The organism is Novosphingobium indicum (assembly GCF_014645195.1).
GTDB classification, from domain to species: Bacteria; Pseudomonadota; Alphaproteobacteria; order Sphingomonadales; family Sphingomonadaceae; genus Novosphingobium; species Novosphingobium indicum.
This window is the reverse complement of sequence record NZ_BMLK01000003.1, coordinates 33,934-53,617: the sequence shown is the minus strand read 5'-3', so window position 1 is coordinate 53,617 and position 19,684 is coordinate 33,934. Positions and strand designations below refer to the sequence as shown.

At 65.5% G+C, this 19,684-nt stretch carries 18 protein-coding genes and 1 tRNA gene; 12 read left to right on the top strand and 7 right to left on the bottom strand.

Features of this window, described 5'->3' with window-relative positions; all coding sequences use genetic code 11:
• Nucleotides 1-29 precede the first annotated feature (29 nt).
• Both IEX64_RS03555 and IEX64_RS03550 read left to right on the top strand, forming a co-directional pair.
• Nucleotides 30-953, top strand: a complete 924-nt coding sequence (locus tag IEX64_RS03555; RefSeq protein ID WP_188818310.1) for a hypothetical protein — start codon at nucleotides 30-32, stop codon at nucleotides 951-953.
• Nucleotides 950-1,753: a nucleotidyltransferase family protein gene (locus IEX64_RS03550; protein ID WP_188818309.1), complete on the top strand. Its 804-nt coding sequence runs from the start codon at nucleotides 950-952 to the stop codon at nucleotides 1,751-1,753. Before IEX64_RS03555 ends, IEX64_RS03550 begins: the two co-directional genes overlap by 4 nt.
• On the opposite strand, the gene IEX64_RS03545 is transcribed toward IEX64_RS03550, so the two are convergent.
• Complete coding sequence (locus tag IEX64_RS03545; protein WP_188818308.1) at nucleotides 1,719-2,249, bottom strand: DUF2141 domain-containing protein; 531 nt, start codon at nucleotides 2,247-2,249, stop codon at nucleotides 1,719-1,721. The genes IEX64_RS03550 and IEX64_RS03545 overlap by 35 nt on opposite strands.
• Before the next feature lie 292 nt (nucleotides 2,250-2,541).
• Between IEX64_RS03545 and rpe the strand changes: the two genes are divergently transcribed.
• The 7 genes from rpe (at nucleotide 2,542) to IEX64_RS03510 (ending at nucleotide 10,409) form a co-directional block, all read left to right on the top strand.
• Nucleotides 2,542-3,204, top strand: coding sequence for a ribulose-phosphate 3-epimerase (gene rpe / locus IEX64_RS03540; RefSeq protein ID WP_188818307.1), 663 nt, complete (start codon nucleotides 2,542-2,544; stop codon nucleotides 3,202-3,204).
• A 150-nt stretch (nucleotides 3,205-3,354) separates the two neighbouring features.
• Nucleotides 3,355-5,106: a heparinase II/III family protein gene (locus IEX64_RS03535; RefSeq protein ID WP_373290127.1), complete on the top strand. Its 1,752-nt coding sequence runs from the start codon at nucleotides 3,355-3,357 to the stop codon at nucleotides 5,104-5,106.
• 92 nt (nucleotides 5,107-5,198) lie between these two features.
• A complete protein-coding gene (gene purH / locus IEX64_RS03530) occupies nucleotides 5,199-6,791 on the top strand; it encodes a bifunctional phosphoribosylaminoimidazolecarboxamide formyltransferase/IMP cyclohydrolase (protein ID WP_188818305.1) in 1,593 nt (530 codons plus the stop codon).
• A 154-nt stretch (nucleotides 6,792-6,945) separates the two neighbouring features.
• Nucleotides 6,946-7,095, top strand: a complete 150-nt coding sequence (locus IEX64_RS03525; RefSeq protein WP_188818304.1) for a hypothetical protein — start codon at nucleotides 6,946-6,948, stop codon at nucleotides 7,093-7,095.
• A gap of 46 nt (nucleotides 7,096-7,141) precedes the next feature.
• Nucleotides 7,142-7,603: a Fur family transcriptional regulator gene (locus IEX64_RS03520; protein ID WP_188818515.1), complete on the top strand. Its 462-nt coding sequence runs from the start codon at nucleotides 7,142-7,144 to the stop codon at nucleotides 7,601-7,603.
• A gap of 77 nt (nucleotides 7,604-7,680) precedes the next feature.
• Nucleotides 7,681-9,606 carry a 1-deoxy-D-xylulose-5-phosphate synthase gene (gene dxs, locus IEX64_RS03515; protein WP_188818303.1) on the top strand — a complete coding sequence of 642 codons (1,926 nt, stop codon included), beginning with the start codon at nucleotides 7,681-7,683 and terminating at the stop codon, nucleotides 9,604-9,606.
• An 11-nt stretch (nucleotides 9,607-9,617) separates the two neighbouring features.
• Nucleotides 9,618-10,409 (top strand): alpha/beta hydrolase, encoded by a 792-nt coding sequence (locus IEX64_RS03510; RefSeq protein ID WP_188818302.1) that lies wholly within the window; start codon nucleotides 9,618-9,620, stop codon nucleotides 10,407-10,409.
• 33 nt (nucleotides 10,410-10,442) lie between these two features.
• Here IEX64_RS03510 and IEX64_RS03505 read toward each other — a convergent pair whose 3' ends face one another.
• The 3 genes from IEX64_RS03505 to IEX64_RS03495 are packed head-to-tail and all read right to left on the bottom strand — an operon-like array spanning nucleotide 10,443 to nucleotide 14,829.
• Nucleotides 10,443-11,744, bottom strand: coding sequence for an amidohydrolase family protein (locus IEX64_RS03505; protein ID WP_188818301.1), 1,302 nt, complete (start codon nucleotides 11,742-11,744; stop codon nucleotides 10,443-10,445).
• A complete protein-coding gene (locus IEX64_RS03500) occupies nucleotides 11,741-13,126 on the bottom strand; it encodes an amidohydrolase (protein ID WP_188818300.1) in 1,386 nt (461 codons plus the stop codon). The genes IEX64_RS03505 and IEX64_RS03500 overlap by 4 nt, the downstream gene beginning before the upstream one ends.
• 59 nt (nucleotides 13,127-13,185) lie before the next feature.
• Nucleotides 13,186-14,829, bottom strand: coding sequence for a peptide MFS transporter (locus IEX64_RS03495; protein WP_188818299.1), 1,644 nt, complete (start codon nucleotides 14,827-14,829; stop codon nucleotides 13,186-13,188).
• Nucleotides 14,830-15,090: 261 nt separating this feature from the next.
• Here IEX64_RS03495 and IEX64_RS03490 point away from each other — a divergent pair, with 261 nt between their 5' ends.
• Nucleotides 15,091-15,372 (top strand): integration host factor subunit beta, encoded by a 282-nt coding sequence (locus IEX64_RS03490; RefSeq protein WP_188818298.1) that lies wholly within the window; start codon nucleotides 15,091-15,093, stop codon nucleotides 15,370-15,372.
• 76 nt (nucleotides 15,373-15,448) lie between these two features.
• Nucleotides 15,449-15,533, top strand: a tRNA-Leu gene (locus IEX64_RS03485).
• Nucleotides 15,534-15,590: 57 nt separating this feature from the next.
• Here IEX64_RS03485 and msrB read toward each other — a convergent pair.
• From msrB to IEX64_RS03470, 3 genes are all read right to left on the bottom strand, one after another.
• The gene (gene msrB / locus IEX64_RS03480) at nucleotides 15,591-16,082 is read right to left on the bottom strand and encodes a peptide-methionine (R)-S-oxide reductase MsrB (RefSeq protein WP_188818297.1); all 492 of its coding nucleotides are present in this window, start codon (nucleotides 16,080-16,082) and stop codon (nucleotides 15,591-15,593) included.
• Nucleotides 16,083-16,178: 96 nt separating this feature from the next.
• Nucleotides 16,179-17,438 (bottom strand): ABC transporter permease, encoded by a 1,260-nt coding sequence (locus IEX64_RS03475; RefSeq protein ID WP_188818296.1) that lies wholly within the window; start codon nucleotides 17,436-17,438, stop codon nucleotides 16,179-16,181.
• A 124-nt stretch (nucleotides 17,439-17,562) separates the two neighbouring features.
• A complete protein-coding gene (locus IEX64_RS03470) occupies nucleotides 17,563-18,570 on the bottom strand; it encodes an ABC transporter ATP-binding protein (RefSeq protein ID WP_188818295.1) in 1,008 nt (335 codons plus the stop codon).
• On the opposite strand from IEX64_RS03470, the gene queG reads away from it, so the two are divergent.
• A complete protein-coding gene (queG, locus tag IEX64_RS03465) occupies nucleotides 18,569-19,681 on the top strand; it encodes a tRNA epoxyqueuosine(34) reductase QueG (RefSeq protein ID WP_188818294.1) in 1,113 nt (370 codons plus the stop codon). The genes IEX64_RS03470 and queG overlap by 2 nt on opposite strands.
• The last annotated feature ends 3 nt before the right edge of the window (nucleotides 19,682-19,684 follow it).

The following is a 19,684-nucleotide window of genomic DNA, read 5'->3' as shown; positions in this document are numbered from 1 at the left end:
TCCCGGCGCCCCTGCGGGAGCATGGTGGCATGAGCGAAGACCGCGACGTTTCCGAAACGCTCGAAACGCGGATAATAGCGGCGCTGAACCGCCCCGTGGAAGCGGAAGTGCGCGCTTTCGCCGAAATGCTGGCACCGGTCGATGCCCTCGGGGTGCTGTTCTACGGATCCAACCTGCGCACCGGATCGCTTGAAGGCGTGCTCGACTTCTATGTGCTGACGCAAGGGCCTCAGGACGAGAAGATCTGGCCGCGCGTGAGCTATCACGAGCGGCCAATCGGAGGCGCGACGTTGCGCGCCAAGGTCGCGACAATGTCGCTCGAGACGTTCCGCACGGCAGCGGCAGGGCAACTGCTCGACACCACCATCTGGGCCCGCTTCGTCCAGCCGAGCGCCCTCGCCTGGGAACGCGACGCAGAGGCAGGGACAAAGATTGCCGAAGCCGTGGCGCAGGCGGCGGAAACCGCGGCGCGCCTTGCCGTCGCGCTCGGCCCGGCTGCCGGAACACCTGAAGATTACTGGCGCGCCCTGTTCCGCGCGACTTATGCCGCGGAATTCCGTGTCGAAAAGGCCGGCCGCGAGGACTCGATCCTTTCCGCCAACCGCGAGCATTTCGACGGACTGCTCCCGCTGGCGCTGATGGCGCAGGGGATCGGTTTCGCACGCGGGGCGGGCAGCACGATCCGTCCGGAAATGGCGCCGGCGCAACGGGCCGGACTGCTGGCATGGTGGAAACGGCGCCAGCGGCTGGGCAAGCCCTACAATGTCCTGCGCCTGCTCAAGGCCTCGACCACGTTCGACGGCGCCGCGCGTTATGCAGCGTGGAAGATCGAGCGCCACACCGGCGTACCCGTCGCTGTCACGCCCTGGCGCGAACGCCATCCGGTTCTCGCCGCACCGGGCGTGCTCTGGCATGTCTGGCGCCAGCGCAAGGCGGGAGACCGCGCGGCGTGAAGCCGGCCGCTCTCGTTCTGGCCGGATCGCGCCCCGGCCCTCCCGATCCGGTCGCAGCCTCCGAAGGGGTCTGGCACAAGGCGCTCGTCGAGATCGAGGGGCAGACCATGCTGGCACGCGTCGTCGATGCCCTGCGCACAGCCGGGATAGACCGTATCGCGGTCCTCGCATCGGACCCGAAGGTGATGGACCACGCCCGCGAACTCGGGTGCGAGGTCCTGCTCGCTGCCGCCGGTCCCAGCGCCAGCGTCGCCATCGGTCTGGAAAAACTGGGCGCGCCGCTGCTCGTGACGACCAGCGACCATGCCTTGCTGCGCCCCGAATGGGTGCGCGATTTCATCGCCGACACACCGCCGGAAACCGACGTCGCCGTCCTGCTCGCGCGCCGCGAGGCCATCGAGACGGCGATGCCGGACAGCAAGCGCACATACCTGCGCTTCGCCGACGGGCAGTGGTCGGGCTGCAACCTGTTCCTGCTCGCCAGCGAACAGGCGGGCAAGGCGATCGATACGTGGAAAATGGTCGAAGCCGACCGCAAGCGCCCCTGGCGCATCGCGGCCCGTCTGGGCCTCGGCATGCTGGTGAGTTATGCGATTGGCCGCCTGACGCTGGCCGAGGCCATTGCGGGGCTGGGGCGCAGGATCGGCGTGAACGCGAGCCTGGTTGCCGCACGCGACGGCCTCGCTGCCGTCGATGTCGACAAACCGAAGGACCTGGCCGACGCCCGGGCCATCATCGCGGCGCGGGCACCGGCACAGGCGCCGGTTACATGTACTTCATCTCCACCCGGATCGACTTGACGCTCTTGCCTACCGGCACACCCACCTTGCTGTAGCTGGGTTTGCCGAGGTTGAAGATGTTGATCGACGGGTTGTTCGACATCGCACCGCCATCGGACATGATGTCGGTATCGCCGTTGCCGTTGAGATCGTGGCGCACCGCAACGCCGTACGTCCCCGGAGCCGGAACCGGCAGGCAGAACGTCATTGTCCCGGCCTTGGCAGGCACATCGATACGTGAGAGCCACTTTCCCTTCTTGAGCCATTCGCCCGACGTGGCGCGATAGGTCTGGATGCGCAGATTGCCCTGCGACGCCTTGATCCCCTCGACCGTGACCATGACCGCCGGGCCCGACCCGGACGAGCACCGGCTCATGTCGTTGCGGATCTCGTTACGGTATTGCGCGATGGCCGGGGCGGACACGGAAAACCCCATTGCGCCGGCGATAGCCAGACCGGCGAGAATGGCCTTCCTGGAACCGACCCCGGTCCTGGTGAGAAACTTCGTCTTGATCATCTACTTTCCGTAAGTCCGTAAAAGCTGTTTGGAGCGTCCCCCCTTATGGTTACAGGAACACCCTTTTCTTGGTTTGCGACAATGCCCTGCCAGCCGTGAATGACGACTGAATTTCGCGTTGCCCATGATGCATGGACCGGGTTCTGGCACCGACATGCATCGATCCGGGACGATTTAGGCCCTCTTCTTGCACTTTTGACCATATCGCGTGTGGAAAACGGCCATTCGACCGCTTGTCGGCACAAGAGCCCCTGCCCTATTCTTTCGCGTCAAGGAGTTTCGTTTTCCACCCATGACTGTTCCCCTGATTTCACCGTCGATCCTGTCTGCCGATTTCGCACGTCTGGGCGAAGAAGTGCGCGCCGTGGACGAGGCGGGTGCCGACTGGATCCACGTGGATGTAATGGACGGTCATTTCGTCCCCAACATCACTATCGGCCCGGCTGTCGTGAAGGCCCTGCGGCCCCACTCGTCGAAGCCGTTCGACGTGCACCTGATGATCTCGCCGGTGGACAGCTATCTCGAAGCCTTCGCCGAAGCGGGCGCAGACATCATCACTGTCCACCCCGAGGCCGGGCCGCACGTCCACCGCACGGTGCAGACGATCAAGAACCTGGGAAAGAAAGCGGGCATCTCGCTCAACCCGGCCACCCCGGCCAAGATGCTCGACTACCTGGTCGACGAGATCGATCTGGTGCTGGTGATGAGCGTCAATCCGGGTTTCGGCGGGCAGAGCTTCATCTCCAGCCAGCTTCGCAAGATCGAGGCGGTGCGCAAGATGATCGAGAAGTCCGGCCGCGACATTCGGCTCGAAGTCGACGGCGGGGTGGATGCCAAGACGGCGCCGCTCTGCGTTTCCGCCGGTGCCGATGTGCTCGTTGCCGGATCGGCGACGTTCCGTGGCGGCCCCGGTCGCTATGCCGAAAACATCAAGACGCTGAAGGGCCTGGGGTAAGCAGTGGCCGTAAAAACCCGCCAGCGGCCGACGACCAGGAACCCGGAAGACATCCGGGCGATTCCCTTGTCGACGGCGGTCGAGGAGGGTCTATTGGAAGACAGCGCAAACGAACCTGAAGCGGAGCGCGAAACGGAAGCTCCGGCAGCAATCAACGGCGCGCCTGCCGACCGTATCGAAACCGGTCGCGAACTGGCGCTGGCGGACTTCTCTCCGCCCGCTCTCGGCATGGGCGAACGTCTGATCCGCATGGCCTATCGCATGGGCGTGCCGGGCTCGGTACTGAGCTCGCCGATGGGCAAAAAGGCCCGGACCCGGCTGCTGGCCACCGTCAACAATACTATCCCGGGCAATCGCGTGGCCGGTACCGCCATTCGCGCCGGGCACTTCCTTGTTCACGGGGCCAAGACGCCGATTGCGCAGGTGGACTATGCCGGTGCGGCCCGCGTCACGCCGCCGCTCGAAAAGGTCGTGCACTCCTTTTCCTGGTTAACCGACCTGGAAGCATGCGGTCCGCGCGAACAGGGCGCGCCGGTGGCCGAACGCATTCTGTCGTCGTGGCTTCAGGCCAATCCAAATCCACCGGCCAAGCCCGGAAAGGGCCCTGCCTGGAATGTTGGCAATACCGGTATGCGCCTGATGAACTGGCTGGTGCACGCGCCGCTGATCCTGTCCGGCGAAAAGGCGTTCCGCTTGCGCACGCTGGCGCACATCGCCGAGACCGCGCGTTGGCTGGACCGTCAGGTCATCCGCGCCGAGGACGGACTTGCCGAAGTCGCGGGCTGGTGCGGCATCGTTGCCGCCGGCCTGCTCCTTCCCGACGGAAGGCCGCGCCGGCTCTATGGCGAGGCTGGCTTGATCAAGGCGCTGGGCGAGCTTATCGGTGATGACGGCGGCGTGCTCTCACGCAGTCCGCTTGCGCAGATGGAAGCCCTCGCCATGCTGGTGCGACTGCGCAATTGCTACCACGCCACGCGTCGCGATGCGTCGAGCGCCATGGAGCGCGTCGTGGAAATGCTGGTGCCGCCACTGCTGGCGCTGACCCACGGCGACGGTTCGCTCGGCTCGTGGCAGGGCGGCTGGGCCGTCGATGGCGAGGAGGTCGGCGATCTCGTTCGGGCCAGCGGCGTGCGCACCCGCCCGCTACGCGATGTGCGCCAGTGGGGCTACCAGCGCATCGTCGCTAACAAGAGCGTGCTCCAGTTCGACACTGCACCGCCGCCGATGGTGCAACATGCCTGCTTCGGCTGCGCCTCCACGCTCGCTTTCGAAATGTCGCACGCCGGCCAGCGCCTGATCGTCAATTGCGGCGGCGCAGCCAGTGGCGGCGGGCTCGTCCCCGTCCGGCTGGAGCAGGGCCTGCGGGCTACCGCTGCCCATTCCACGCTCACGCTCGACGATGCCAATTCCACCGCCATCCTCATCAACGGCGGCATCGGTTCGGGCGTCACCCAGGTCGATGTCGACCGCAAGACGCTGCCGCAGGACAACGGCACCACGGCGACACGGCTGGAAGCCAGCCACAACGGCTATGCCGCTCGCTACGCCCTTACCCACCAACGCATTCTGATCCTGCGCGACGACGGGACGGAACTGCGCGGGGAAGACCTGCTCCTGCCCTCGGGTCGCAAAGGCAAGCGCGGGAAAGTGGGCTTCGCCATCCGTTTCCACCTCGGTCCCGACGTTGAAGTCTCGCTCACGCCCGACGGACAGGGCGCGGGGCTGGCCTTGCCGGACGGGTCCTACTGGCAGTTCCGCAGCGGTGCAGGCACCGTGGAGCTGGAAGACTCGCTTTGGGTCGATGGTCAGGGCCGCCCGCAGGCGACGCAGCAGCTGGTCATTCAGGGTCTTGTGTCGCGTGGCGGCGGTAACTTCGGCTGGCTCATCAAGAAAATGAGCTGATCGCTCCCTCGCGTTATCCCCGCCAGCACCTTGCCCCCGCCTCCCACCGGGCTTAAGGGCGCGGCAAAAGATAGCTCGCGAAGGAAGTTCTCATGACCGATTCCGTCCAGATCCGCCGTGCCCTGCTCTCGGTGTCCGACAAGACTGGTCTGGCGGAACTCGGCAAGGCGCTCGCCGACCGCGGCGTGGAGCTGGTTTCGACCGGCGGCACAGCCAAGGCTCTCCGCGACGCCGGCCTCACGGTGAAGGACATCTCCGACCTGACCGGCTTCCCCGAAATGATGGACGGGCGCGTGAAGACGCTGCACCCCAAGGTCCACGGCGGCCTGCTGGCGGTGCGCGACAACCCCGAACACGCCAAGGCCATGGCCGACCACGAAATCGGCGCGATCGACCTCGTCGTGGTCAATCTCTATCCCTTCGAGGCGACCGTCGCCAAGGGCGCGGATCGCGACACCATCATCGAGAACATCGACATCGGCGGCCCCTCGATGGTCCGCTCGGCGGCCAAGAACCACGCCTATGTCACCATCGTTACCGACCCGGCCGATTACGAGGGCCTGCTGGTCGAGCTGGAAGCGACCGACGGCTCCACCACACTGGGCTTCCGCAAGCTGATGGCCGCGCGGGCCTTCGCCCAGACCGCTGCCTACGATTCGATGATCTCGCAGTGGTTCGCCTTCGCCGATCAGGGCCAGCAGTTCCCCGAGATGCTCGCCGTCAACGGCCGGCTCGTCAACGAACTGCGCTATGGCGAGAACCCGCACCAGAAGGCCGCGGTCTACACGCCCGTCGGCCCCTACACCAAGGGACTGGCGCAGGCCGAGCAGGTGCAGGGCAAGGAACTGTCCTACAACAACTACAACGATGCCGACGCAGCCTTCGAACTCGCGGCGGAATTCCGCGGACAGAAGCCCGCCGTCGTCATCGTCAAGCACGCCAATCCCTGCGGCGTCGCGCAGGGCGACAGCCTGCTCGAAGCCTGGCAGGGCGCGCTCGCCTGTGACGATGTCTCGGCCTTCGGCGGCATCGTTGCCGTCAACCAGACGCTCGACGGCCCCACGGCCGAAGCGATCTGCAAGATCTTCACCGAAGTGGTCGTCGCCCCCGACGCCGACGAAGCGGCACGCGAATTCTTCGCCAGGAAGAAGAACCTGCGTCTGCTGCTGACGGGCGGCCTGCCCGACCCGCGCCGCCCCGGTCTGACCGTGAAGCCGATCACCGGCGGTCTGCTGGTTCAGGGCCGCGACAACGGCGCCATCGGCTTCGACGATCTCAAGGTCGTGACCAAGCGCGCGCCGACCGATCGCGAACTGCAGGACTGCCTTTTCGCATGGACCGTAGCCCGCCATGTGAAGTCCAATGCCATCGTCTATGCCAAGGACGGCGTCACCGCGGGCATCGGCGCCGGCCAGATGAACCGCCGCGATTCCTCGCGCATTGCCGCGATGAAGGCTGCCGAGGCCGCCGAGAAGTTCGGTTGGGACAAGGCCCGCACGGTCGGCAGCGCCGTCGCATCGGACGCCTTCTTCCCCTTTGCCGACGGACTTCTCGCCGCAGCAGAAGCCGGTGCCACGGCCGTTATCCAGCCCGGCGGTTCGATCCGCGACGAGGAAGTGATCGCCGCAGCCGACGAAGCGGGCCTCGCCATGGTCTTCACCGGGATGCGTCACTTCCGCCACTGATTCGTTCCGTCGCCTGAATGCGGCTTGTCGCACTCGCCCCACTGTTCATCGCACAATGGGGCGAAGTGCCCGCACATTCACTCGACCGAAAGGACATTTCCGGAAAGTGGACCTTACGCAATAAGGCGATAACTCGATTTTCCGGACTGAATCCATGGGACTTTTCAAGGCTGACTTCTACCGCTTCTTCGCTCTCGGCTTCGCCGGTGGAGCTTTGCTGGTAATGGCTACGCTGGGTCTTGGCGGCAGCGGCACGCTGACCGACAACATCGTCCCACCGGCTCAGGCAGAGACCGCGCACTGATCCGCCGCTGATTGCACCCGGCGCCCGCAAGCGCCATATGGGTGCCATGTCCGGCCATCATGTCCATCACGAACACAGCGGTGACAGCCTCGTAAAAGCTGCGCATTCGGCCCTCGTCAACGCCGGCGAGCAGTGGACCGAAATGCGCGCAGACGTCTTTGCCGCCCTTGCCGAGCGCGAATGCCCGGCCTCCGCCTACGACCTTGCAGAGAGCGTTTCCGCCCTGCGCGGCAAGCGGGTCGCGCCCAACAGCGTCTATCGCATCCTCGATCTCTTCGTGCGCACCAATCTTGCGCGCCGGGTCGAAAGCGCCAATGCCTATCTGGCCAACAGCCATCCCGGCTGCCGGCACGACTGCATCTTCCTGATCTGCGACAGTTGCGGGAAGGCCGTGCACATCGACGACGACCGGCTGACCGGAGCGCTGATCGGCGCCGCGCGGGATGCCGGTTTCGCGGATGTCCGCCCGGTTGTCGAACTGCGCGGCACCTGTGCCGATTGCACCTGAAAACCCGCGCAAAATCCGCCAGACATGACATCTGCTGTCAATCGACATGACCGTCACAAGTGTGTAAGGCCGATGGGATGAATGCCACCCCGGCCACACCTTTGCTCGACACGGTTTCCCTTCCCAAGGACCTTCGCAAGCTGAAACCCGGCGATATGCGCCAAGTCGCTGACGAATTGCGCGCGGAAATGATTTCCGCCGTGGGCCAGACCGGCGGCCATCTCGGCTCGGGCCTCGGCGTGGTCGAACTGACCGTGGCGATCCACTACGTCTTCAACACGCCCGACGACCGTCTGGTCTGGGACGTGGGCCACCAGGCCTATCCGCACAAGATCCTGACCGGCCGGCGCGACCGCATCCGCACCCTGCGTCAGGGCGGCGGCCTCTCCGGCTTCACCAAGCGCAGCGAGAGCGAATACGATCCGTTCGGCGCGGCACATAGCTCCACCTCGATTTCCGCCGCGCTGGGCTTTGCCATCGCCAACAAGCTGAAGAACCAGCCGGGCCGTGGCATCGCCGTAATCGGCGACGGCGCGATGAGCGCGGGCATGGCCTACGAGGCGATGAACAACGCGCGCGAGGCGGGCAATCGTCTCGTGGTGATCCTCAACGACAACGACATGTCGATCGCGCCGCCCGTTGGCGGGCTGTCGGCCTATCTCGCACAGCTGGTCTCGTCGCGACCCTTCCTGTCGCTGCGCGATATCGCCAAGCGGATTTCGCGCCGCCTGCCCGATGCCCTGCACAAGGCGGCCAAGAAGACCGACGAATATGCCCGCGGCATGGCCATGGGCGGCACGCTGTTCGAGGAACTGGGCTTCTATTACGTCGGCCCTGTCGACGGTCACAACCTCGACCAGCTGATCCCGGTCCTTGAAAACGTGCGTGATGCCGCCGAGGGGCCATGCCTGATCCATGTCGTCACGCAAAAGGGCAAGGGCTACGCGCCCGCCGAAAACGCTGCCGACAAGTATCACGGCGTGCAGAAGTTCAACGTCGTCACCGGCGAGCAGGTCAAGGCACCCGCAGGCGGCCCGCCGAGCTACACCTCGGTCTTCGCCAAGGCGCTGATCGCCGAAGCCGAGCAGGACGACCGCGTCTGCGCGATCACTGCGGCCATGCCCTCGGGCACCGGGCTCGACAAGTTCGCGTCGAGCTTCCCGAACCGCGCCTTCGACGTCGGCATTGCCGAGCAGCACGCGGTGACCTTCGCCGCCGGCCTTGCCGCACAGGGCATGCGCCCGTTCTGCGCGATCTATTCCACTTTCCTGCAGCGCGCTTTCGATCAGGTCGTCCACGACGTGGCGATCCAGAATCTGCCGGTCCGCTTCGCCATCGACCGCGCCGGGCTGGTCGGTGCCGACGGCGCGACGCACGCTGGCTCGTTCGACATCACTTATCTGGCGACGCTGCCCAACATGGTCGTCATGGCCGCCGCCGACGAGGCGGAACTGGTGCACATGACGCACACCGCCACGCATTACGACGCGGGCCCCATCGCCTTCCGCTATCCGCGCGGCAACGGCACCGGCGTACCGCTGCCCGAAAAGCCCGAGCTGCTCGAAATCGGCAAGGGCAGGATCGTGCGCGAAGGCAGCAAGGTGGCGATCCTCTCGCTTGGCACCCGCCTCGCCGAAGCCCTCAAGGCTGCCGACACGCTCGATGCCAAGGGCCTTTCGGCCACGGTCGCCGACCTGCGCTTCGCCAAGCCGCTCGACAGCGCCCTGATCCGCAAGCTGATGCTCAGCCATGATGTCGTGGTGACGGTCGAGGAAGGCTCCATCGGCGGTCTCGGCGCCCACGTCCTGACCATGGCGAGCGACGAGGGCCTGACCGATGCGGGCCTCAAGATCCGCACGCTGCGCCTCCCGGACGTGTTCCAGGATCAGGACAAGCCCGATGCGCAATACGACGAGGCCGGGCTCAACGCCCCGCAGATTGTCGACACCGTGTTGAAGGCCCTGCGCCACAACAGCACCGGCGTGGAAGAAGCGCGGGCCTGAGCCCCCTCCGCGTGCGCACGCTGATCTATGCAACCTTGTGCGTTGGTGCCCTGTACTTGTGCGGGGTAGGCCTGCTTTTCCTGTTCCAACGCACGCTGATCTACCCTGCGCCGCAGGGGCCGCAGCCCGTGCCTGCCGGTTTCGAAGGCGTTTTACTGACGACTGCAGACAAGTTGACTATAAAGGCGGCTTGGCGGCCAGCTGCGCCGGAAAAGCCGACAATCGTCTTCTTTCACGGCAATGGAGACAGTCTGCCAGGTGCTGCAGAGGCGACAAAATGGCTCGCCAAAGCTGGATACGGCATACTGCTGGCCGACTATCGCGGCTATGGCGAAAACCCCGGCGAGCCGACCGAAGCCGGGTTGATGCGCGATGGCCGCGCCGCCCTCGCTTTCGTTCGGCAGCAGGGCATCGAACCGGAGCGGCTTGTCTTTATGGGGGCTTCGCTGGGCACCGGCATCGCAACCCAGCTGGCTACCGAACAGAGCCCCGCTGCGCTGGTCCTTGTCTCCCCCTACACGCGCTTACCCGACGTGGCCGCAGCCGTCTTCCCTTGGGCACCAACCAACCGGCTGATGCTCGATTGCTTCGACAGCATCGACAAGATAGACGAAATCCGTGCGCCGGTGCTCGTCCTGCATGCGCGCAACGACAAGGTCATTCCCTATAAGCAGGGTGTGGCACTGGCCGAAGCTTCCCCCGAAAGCACGCTGCTCAGTTTCGACGAAGAAGGGCACCAATTGCAGTTCACGGCCCCTGCACAAACAGCCACAATCGCCTGGCTCGAAGCCAGAGGACTGTAGCCATCCGTCACCGGCTCACCGAGCCGATAGTGCCTACCAGTCGTAAGCCTTGGGCAGATAAGTCCGGTCCAGATCCTTGTAGCGGTCGCGCAGGCGGGTCTGGTGGTTTTCGAGCGGCTGCTTGACGCCGTCGATCCACACGTCTTGCGGCACCGAGGAGAGTTCAAGCGGATCGCCGTCCCACAGCACCACGTCGCCCACCGCGCCCGGCGCCAGCACACCGGCCTTGCCCGCAAAGCCGCTGATCTCGGCCGGGACCGAGCTGATCGCGGCGAAGGCCTCACCCCAGGTCAGGCCTGCAGCGCCCGGCAGCCTGGTGAGCGCCACGAGATTGCCGGCCTGCTGCGCGGCATAGCGCGGCTGGTTGCCGCCGGTGAACATGCCGATGGCGACCTTCACGCCCGCCTTCTTCATGCGCCCGACATTGGACTGCGTGGCCGCGAGCATTTCGAACTCGGCCGGCAGATCGCGCAGCGGCATGGTTATGACCGGAACGTGCGCCGCGGCGATTTCCGGCGCGACCAGCCAGCCTTCCGCTGCCCCGACGAGCACGAGGTTCAGCTTGGGAAACTCGCTCTTGAGCGCGAGCACAGCGCGGATGTCCGCAGCACGCTCGACCCCGACGTAGAGCGGCTCGCTGCCATCGAGGACCTTGACGAGAGCCATGGCGTCGGGCCGAGTGAGCATGGCGTCGCTCTGGCGCGCGGACCCGGCGGGGAGCGCCGCCAGCTCCTTCGCCTCGCGTAGAGCATTACGCAGCACGACATGCGCGGCAACGCGGCTGCCACCCGCGAGCCTTGCCCCCGCCTCGCCCAGCTCGACGAACTGGAAGGCGCGCGGCTTCATCACCAGTGCGGCATCATCGGCGAGATCGATCACCGCACCTTGCCCGGCAAAGATCGAGTTGCCGTTGAAAGCGGCCACGCTTGCGCGGGTCACACCGCCTGCACGGCTGATGGCGATGTGCTGGCTTGCCGGATTGAGCGCCGGCGTCACATCCAGCGCAGCATTGAACGGCGAACCGTCGGCTTCGGTGTCGTTGCTTTCCGACACCGCTTCCACGTCCCACAGGCCGAGATCGGTGACCGCCGAGAACAGGCCCGGCGTCACCCACTTGCCGGTCCCGTCGACAGTCGGAACACCGGCCGGTAGCGAAACACCTGCACCCGCGGCAACGACCTTGCCGCCCTGCACGAGGACAGTGGCATTCTCGATAGGCGCGCTGCCGTCGCCGGTCGCGACAGTGGCGTTGGTAATGGCGAGGTCCTGCGCCTGTGCAGCAAAGGGCAGGGCGAGGGCCGCCAGCGCGGCGGCGAATTGGGCGCGGCGGCTCATTTCACGTCTCCTTCGCCGGGCTGGCCAAGTTCGAAGTCGCTCACCGGGCGCAGCTTGGGATTGTCGGCATCGAACAGCATGGCACCGTCGATCCAGACCTTTTCGGGGCGGGTGTAGACCGAGAGCGGATCGCCGTTCCACAGCACCACGTCGGCCATCTTGCCCTTCTCCAGGCTGCCGGTTTCATCGGCGATGCCCATGGCCTTGGCGGGGTTGTAGGTGATCCAGCCGATCACCTGCGCATCGGAAATGTCGATGCCGATGCGCTTGCCGGCAGCCTGCGCCTTGGCCGCTTCCTGATTGAGCCGCTGGATGCCGTTCTCGTCGTCCGAATGGATGATGACGCAGGCCCCTGCCTTGGCGATCAGCGCGGCATTCTCGGGAATGCCGTCGTAGGCTTCCATCTTGAAACCGTACCAGTCCGCCCAGACCGCCGAACAGATGTCGTTCTGGCGCAGCAGATCGCCGATCTTGTAGCTTTCGACCGCGTGGTGGAAGGCGGAGACTTTATAGCCCATCTCCTTGGCCATATCGATCACCAGCGCCATCTCGTCGGCACGGTAGCAGTGGTTCTGGATCAGGATCTCGCCGTCGAGCACGCCAACGAGCGTTTCCTTGCCGAGATCGCGATCCGCGTCGGCATCGTCCTTGTAGGCCTTGGCATCGAGCCAGGTCTGGCGGTTGACCGCGAAGTTGCCCATGCGGGTGGAGGGCTTCTGCCCCCGGCTGCCATAGACGCGCTTGGGGTTCTCGCCGCAGGCCATCTTCAGCGAATAGGGCGCGTTCGGAAACTTCATGCCCTGCACCGTGAGACTGGGCACGTTCTTGAGCGTGACCGAGCGGCCGCCCATGAGGTTCGCCGAACCGGGCAGGATCATCAGGCTGGTAATGCCGCCATTGGCCAGCGCGCGGGTGAAGCCCGGGTCCTGCGGCCAGACCGAATGCTCGGCCCAGACATCGGGGGTGGTCGGGCTTGTCGCCTCGTTGCCGTCCGAGTGAGCCCCGACGCTGGGAGTGGGATAGTCGCCGAGGTGCGAGTGGGCGTCGATCACGCCGGGCGTGACGAACTTGCCGCGCGCGTCGATCCGGTCGTAGCCCTCGGGCACGGCCATGTCGGCCCCGCCGATGCCCACCAGCCTGCCATCTGCGAACAGCACCGTGCCGTTGTCGATTCGACCACCGCGCCCGTCATAGACGGTAGCGCCGACAAGCGCCGTGGGGCGCCCGGGATAAGGCTTGTAGGTGGACGGATAAGGCCGCTCGGCGGTCTCCTCGTCCTTCTTGTCCTTGCTCTTCGCATCGGCGGTTTGCGCGCTCAGCGACAGCGCCAGCCCCGCTACGAGGCTTGCAGACCACCGCCGTATCCCTGGCAGTACCCTCATCACGATTTCCCCTGCTGGCCGCCGGCCCAACCCGGCGGCGCTTGCCCAGTCCTGTGTAATCAGCTCGATTTCAGCGTCGGATGCATGCCCGCTTCCTGCGCTTCCAGGCCCACTTCGCCCTCGCCTTCGAGATCGCGATCCTCGAGCGTGTCGAGGTGCATCCAGCGCTTGACGATGGGCGAGAGCAGCAGGACGACGACCGCGATGCCGATCGTGACCCAGCCGATCTTGGTATAGATCTGCAGCGTCAGGTCCTTGCTCATCTCGCCGCCTTCGCCGCCGGTCGCTTCACCGATCTTGCCGGCCACGAAGTTGCCGACCGCGGTCATGTAGAACCAGGCGCCCATGATGAAGCTGCCGAGATGCAGCGGCGCAAGGCGGGTCATGGCCGAGAGGCCGACGGGCGAGAGGCACAGCTCACCGGTGGTGTGCAGCAGGTAGATCAGGAAGACGAAGACGACCGAGGTCATCACTGCCGGATCGCCGGTGCCCGCACCCCATACGAAGACGAGGAAGCCGAGGCCGACCTGGACCAGCGCGAAGCCGAACTTGGCGGGAGCCGACGGCTCCCAGCCGCGCTTGCCAAGGAACTGCCACAGGCCCGCGAAAACCGGGCCGAACAGCACGATGTAGATCGGGTTGATCGACTGGAACAGGCTGGTGGGCACACCGCCGCGGTCCACGAACTTGTCGGTATAGAGGCTGAGCGAGCCGCCCGCCTGTTCGAACAGGCCCCAGAACACCGGGTTCAGCGCGATCAGGAAGAGGATCGCGAAGATGCGCTCACGCGGCTCCTTGGGCAGCTTGAAGGCCTCGTAGAGGGTGTAGGCCAGCATGGCGATACCGGTGACGATCAGCAGCGACTGGATCACGTCGACATACTGGATCAGGAACCAGATGACCGCGACCGAACCGGCACCGACGGCATAGAGTGCCGTCTCGCTCTTCTTCGCCAGCGGCACCGGCGGCTCGCCGTTTCCGCGCAGCGCGGGTTTGCCCGCAACGAAAATGAGCAGGCCGAGCACCATGCCGATCCCGGCGAGGCCGAAGCCCCAGGACCAGCCGATCGTCTCGCCCAGATAGCCCACGAGGATCGTACCGAGCGCGGCGCCCGTGTTCACGCCCATGTAGAAGATCGTGTAGGCCGCATCGCGCCGGTTATCGCGCATCGAATAGAGCTGGCCGACGATCACCGAAATGTTCGCCTTCAGGAAGCCGGAGCCGACGATGATCAGCGCCAGCGCGAACCAGAACACGTTGATCGCCGGGTCGGCCTGCTTGACGGCGGGATCGGTGACGTTCTGCAGGCCTTCGTAGGCCATGAACAGGTGGCCGAGCGCGAGGACGAGGCCGCCGAACAGCACCGCTTTGCGCTGCCCCAGCCAGCGATCGGCCAGATAGCCGCCCAGCACCGGGGTAATGTACACCAGACTGGTATAGGCGCCGTAGATCAGGCTCGAATCGCTGTCACTGAACAGCCAGAATTTGGTGAGATAGAGGATCAGCAGCGCCCGCATGCCGTAGTAGGAGAAGCGCTCCCACATCTCGGCATAGAACAGAACGAAGAGCCCCCGTGGGTGACCGACGAATTCCTCGCTCTTGCGGGTGGCGATCAAGCCACCGATTGCGAGTACGATAAACAGGGCCACGGCGGCGATTGCCGCGATCCAGTCACCCTCTGTCCAGCTTGCGATGTCCTTCATGCGACGTCTTGTTGTCCTTTGTCATCCCGTAGGAAGGTCCTGAAGGGTGGGCAGGTTAGCAACCAAAACCGGCCTGTAAATGGGGTGCTGTGTATCGCACGCCCCCGCAGCGGGGCGTATTCTGGCCGATTCGCGCTATATTCCCATGAGGCATTGCGCGAATGGGGGCAGAATGGCATTTTCATGACCATTCACAGGCGCGACTTGCGTAATTTTATGATTCGCTAGGGTTTTGCCGATTTTTTCGCGGGGGATTGCAGAATGATCAGGTCCGAGCTGCTGCAGGCACTGGGCAAGGATAATCCCGAGTTGCGTGCCGAGGATGTCGAGCGCGCGGTCGATACCTTCTTCGAGGAAATCACCCAGCGTCTGGCGGACGGCGGCCGTGTCGAGCTGCGCGGCTTCGGCGCCTTCTCCACCCGCCACCGCGAAGGCCGCAAGGGCCGCAACCCGCGCACCGGCGAAGCGGTCGACGTTCCCGAAAAGCGCGTGCCCTATTTCAAGCCGGGCAAGGAAATGCGCGCCCGGCTCAACACCGACTGAATCCCTTCAGCAATTTAAGCATGGCAGCCCATTGCCGGGCCTCGCGTGATCTGCCAGACCGCGCCGGCCTTGCCGTGCGGGCGTGGCGGAATGGTAGACGCCGGGGACTTAAAATCCCCTGAGCTTTGCTCGTGCGGGTTCGAGTCCCGCCGCCCGCACCATCTCTACTGTAATTGAAAAAGCTCACGTTCGTGTCGAACGGACTGAAGGGTTCCAGATCAGGCCGGCCGGAACTTCATCGCCGCGCCGTTCATGCAGTAGCGCTTGCCGGTCGGAGGCGGTCCGTCATCGAAAACATGGCCGAGATGGCCGCCGCAGCGCGCGCAGCGCACTTCGGTGCGCGGGTAGCCGAGCTTGTAGTCGGTCGAGGTGCCGATCGCGCCGGGCAGCGGTTTCCAGAAACTCGGCCAGCCGGTGCCGCTCTTGTATTTGGTTTTAGACGAATAGAGCGGATGGCCGTCGGCCGCGCACACGAAAGTGCCGGCCCGCTTCTCGTCGTTGAGTGGCGAGGAAAAGGGGCGCTCGGTGCCCGCTTCGCGCAGGATGCGGAACTGCCGCGGGGTGAGCCGCTTGCGCCATTCCTCCTTGGTGAAGTGCACCGGATAAGTCTTCGCCTCGGCATCACCGCTGCCGCAGGCTGACAGGACCGGCAGGGCCGCACCGGCTCCCAGCCAGACCAGCATCTGACGGCGCGTGGCGGCATGGGGCATATTGGCTCTCCTTGATCTTCCCTCGGGACTATACCCTAACGTCCCCCGCCTCGGGGAGATCCCGTCAGAAACAATTCGGACGAACAGCCGAAAAGGTTACACGCCCGCTGCAGACTGTCCGGCGACATCGGCGGAACGCACCTTGCGGCGGCCGCGCAACCCCTTCCTTTTCGGGCGTGCCGGGCCCGATTTCATCACCCGCTTGCGGAACAGGGCCGAGCCCGCGCGCACCAGCACGGCAACGCACAGCACCTGCCAAGCGAGCGCTGCCGCATGGGGCCACAAGGCCGGATCCTGCGCCGCCCTAGCCAGCATGGCGAAGGGCGAGGAGAACGGGAAGACGACCGAGAACAGCTCGATCGCGCTGCCCGGCTGGGTCATCGCGAAGGTCGCCAGGAAGAAGACCATGAGCTGCATCATCGTCACCGGCATCGAAAGCGTCTGCACTTCGCGCACGGTCGTCGCCATCGAGCCGATCGAAAGGAATACCGCGCCGAGCAGCAGGTAGGCCATCGCGAAGTAAGTCACGCCCAGCCCGATCAGCAGGGGCCAGCCGACGGCGGGCGTCGGCAGCTGCGGGATAGCCGATCCGGCGCCGAGATAGATCAGTGCACCGACGCCGCCCCAAACCGAGATGCCGACAAGCGACACCGCAAGCATCGCGAAGAGCTTGCCGTAGAACACCGAGTCCATCGGCACCGCCGCCGCGAGTACCTCGATGATCTTGTTGCCCTTCTCTTCCACGAGGTTGGAAAGAACCATGCCGGCGAGCATCATCGTCAGCAGGAACAGCAGCATTTGCGCGGCCTGCGCCGTCTTGAGGCGCCCGGCCCGCTGGCTGGCATTGCTCGTCGCCGTGGCGTGGAAGCTCACTTCCGGCCAGGGCTGCAATTCGCCCGCCCGGGCCTGCGCGGCGACCATTGCCACAGCACCGCTCCATCCGTGGATCTGCCCGCCCGGCCCGGTGAGCACCGGTGCGGAGGGCGTGCCCGAAAGGACCGCGGCAATGTTGGCCTGACGCCCCGCGAAGGCATCGGCGGGATCGTAGGCTTCGCCCGGCTCGAGACGGCGCACCACCGTGAATTTGGGCAGGCCATTGCCCAGCCGGTCCGCGAGGGCATCGCGGGCCTGCAGCATGGCATCTGCATCGGCGCTTTCCATGACAATGCCGACTTCGGGCTGCGCCGCCGTCTGGTCGACGCGATTGCCGATGCTGCCGGCCAGTCCGCCGACGATCACCGGGAACAGCGGACCGAGCAGGAAGAAGAAGAACGTGCGCGAAAACAGGATCGCCACGAAGTCGCGCCGGGCAATCACCCAGGCAGCGGCGAGAACGGAAAGGCGGCCCTGGTTCATGGCTTGGATGCTCCGGCGTTGTCCGCAGGTGCTTCGACCAGCTCAGCACGATCGGAGAAGCGTGCGGGCATATCCTTGTCCCACTCATCCTGAGCTTGTCGAAGGATCGGCCTCGGGTCACAGGTCATCGGCGCATCTCCTCGGGCGATTCCTCTTCCAGCGCGCGCGCCGCGGCCTCGCCGGCAATGGCGACGAACGCATCGTGGAGCCCCGCGCGTTCGATGGAGAGTGAGAGAATCCCGGCCTCGCCTTCGATCAGCGCGCGCAGCAGCGGCTCGATGCCGGTTTCGGGGAGCGGGAAGTACCAGAACGCGCCGCCGTCGCTCTTGCCGTCGCGGCGCAGATCGGCGGGCAGCGCGGCGCGCCACGGGCCGTCGCCGCTACGGGTTTCGAGCCGGACCTGCGCCGGAATGCGGTCGCGCGCGACATCGACCGGCCCCGCGAACGGGACCTTGCCGCCCGCAATGATCGCCACATCGTCGCACAGCCGCTCGGCATGGGCGATGACGTGGGTGGAGAAAATCACGGTGGTGCCGTCCTCTGCGAGCCCGCGCATCATGCGTTCGAGCTTGCCCTGGTTGATGGCATCGAGACCCGAAAAGGGCTCGTCGAACACGACCAGGCGCGGCTTGTGCACCAGCGTGCCGAGGATCTGCACCTGCTGCGCCATGCCCTTGGAAAGCTGGCGGATCTGGCGGTCGGCGGCATAGCCGAGACCGTGCTGCTCCAGCAGTTCGCGCCCGCGGCGGCGGCCTTCCTTGAGCGGGAGCCCGCGCAGCGCACCGACGAAAGCAATGGCATCGACGGCCTTCATCGCCGGATAGAGCCCGCGCTCCTCGGGCAGATAGCCGATGGTATGCGCCACGTCGTGCGGGCGATCCGCGCCGAGCACGCGGCGATAGCCCTCGTCGGGATCGATAATGCCCAGCAGCATGCGCAGTGTCGTCGTCTTGCCCGCGCCGTTGGGGCCGAGAATGCCGTAAACCGCGCCTTCGGGGACGGAGAGGTCGACGCCGTCGACCGCGGTGAAGCCGTCGAACCGCTTGATAAGCCCGCGTGCCTCGATCGCCAGGGGGCGGGGAGAGGCTGATCCGTTGCCGTGCATCGGCCAATCTCCTACTTCTGCCTTCATGACGTCCCCCAGTCCTATCTCGCGCGGCACTAGTGGCGCAGGTCCGGTTAAGACCACGCTAAACGCCTTCGCACAGGATATCGAGGCCCGCGCGCGCGAACTCGGCTTCTGCGCGTTCGGCGTGGCTTCGGCCGAAGGGGATGCGGAGCGCGAGGCCCGGCTGGACAGCTGGCTGCAGGACGGCATGCACGGGACGATGGGCTGGATGGAAGAGCGCGCCCATCATCGCCGCTCGCCGCAAGGGCTTTGGAGTGAAGCGCGCAGCGTGATTGCGCTGGGCATGAGCTACGCACCGTCGCACGATCCTCTGAACCTTGCCGACGTGCCCGATCACGGACGCATTTCCATCTACGCGCAAGGAGCGGACTATCACGACACCGTGAAGAAGGCGCTCAAGCACCTCGCGCGCTGGATCGTCGCCGAGGCGGAGAAGCGCGGGCTTGGCGAGGCCGGGGTCAAGGTCTTTACCGATACCGCCCCGGTCATGGAAAAGCCGCTGGGCGCCGCGGCCGGGCTCGGCTGGCAGGGCAAGCACACCAACATGGTAAGCCGCGATCACGGCTCATGGCTGTTTCTGGGCGAAATCTACACAACGCTCGATCTGCCGGTTTCTGATATGGGCCGCGACCGCTGCGGATCATGCCGCGCCTGTCAGGACGTCTGCCCGACTGATGCCTTTCCCGAACCCTACAAGCTCGATGCCCGCCGCTGCGTGAGCTACCTCACCATCGAGCACAAGGGCCCGGTGCCCGAGGACCTGCGCGAGGGACTGGGCAACCGCATCTACGGCTGCGACGACTGTCTCGCGGTGTGCCCGTGGAACAAGTTCGCCGAAACCGCGCATACCATGAAAGCTTTCCTGCCCCGCGCCGAGCTGACCGCCCCGCCCCTGGCAGACCTGCTCACGCTCGACGATGCGGGCTTTCGCAAGCTGTTCTCAGGCAGCCCGATCAAGCGCATCGGCCGCAACCGCTTCGTGCGCAACTGCCTCTATGCGGCGGGCAATAGCGGACTACGCGCTCTGCTGGAGCAAGTCGATCCGTTGCTGGAGGATGCAGACCCGGTCGTGGCGGAAGCTGCCGCATGGGCTACAGCCAAACTAGTGGACTGACTG

Bases quoted from the DNA above. Each gene is read 5' to 3' on its own strand.
- purH (WP_188818305.1), top strand. From the start codon at position 5,199: ATGACCGATTCCGTCCAGATCCGCCGTGCCCTGCTCTCGGTGTCCGAC.
- IEX64_RS03555 (WP_188818310.1), top strand. From the start codon at position 30: ATGAGCGAAGACCGCGACGTTTCCGAAACGCTCGAAACGCGGATAATA.
- IEX64_RS03495 (WP_188818299.1), bottom strand. From the start codon at position 14,829: ATGAAGGACATCGCAAGCTGGACAGAGGGTGACTGGATCGCGGCAATC.
- IEX64_RS03545 (WP_188818308.1), bottom strand. From the start codon at position 2,249: ATGATCAAGACGAAGTTTCTCACCAGGACCGGGGTCGGTTCCAGGAAG.
- IEX64_RS03525 (WP_188818304.1), top strand. From the start codon at position 6,946: ATGGGACTTTTCAAGGCTGACTTCTACCGCTTCTTCGCTCTCGGCTTC.
- msrB (WP_188818297.1), bottom strand. From the start codon at position 16,082: ATGCCCCATGCCGCCACGCGCCGTCAGATGCTGGTCTGGCTGGGAGCC.
- dxs (WP_188818303.1), top strand. From the start codon at position 7,681: ATGAATGCCACCCCGGCCACACCTTTGCTCGACACGGTTTCCCTTCCC.
- queG (WP_188818294.1), top strand. From the start codon at position 18,569: ATGACGTCCCCCAGTCCTATCTCGCGCGGCACTAGTGGCGCAGGTCCG.
- IEX64_RS03505 (WP_188818301.1), bottom strand. From the start codon at position 11,744: ATGAGCCGCCGCGCCCAATTCGCCGCCGCGCTGGCGGCCCTCGCCCTG.
- IEX64_RS03520 (WP_188818515.1), top strand. From the start codon at position 7,142: ATGTCCGGCCATCATGTCCATCACGAACACAGCGGTGACAGCCTCGTA.
- rpe (WP_188818307.1), top strand. From the start codon at position 2,542: ATGACTGTTCCCCTGATTTCACCGTCGATCCTGTCTGCCGATTTCGCA.
- IEX64_RS03475 (WP_188818296.1), bottom strand. From the start codon at position 17,438: ATGAACCAGGGCCGCCTTTCCGTTCTCGCCGCTGCCTGGGTGATTGCC.
- IEX64_RS03470 (WP_188818295.1), bottom strand. From the start codon at position 18,570: ATGAAGGCAGAAGTAGGAGATTGGCCGATGCACGGCAACGGATCAGCC.
- IEX64_RS03490 (WP_188818298.1), top strand. From the start codon at position 15,091: ATGATCAGGTCCGAGCTGCTGCAGGCACTGGGCAAGGATAATCCCGAG.
- IEX64_RS03500 (WP_188818300.1), bottom strand. From the start codon at position 13,126: ATGAGGGTACTGCCAGGGATACGGCGGTGGTCTGCAAGCCTCGTAGCG.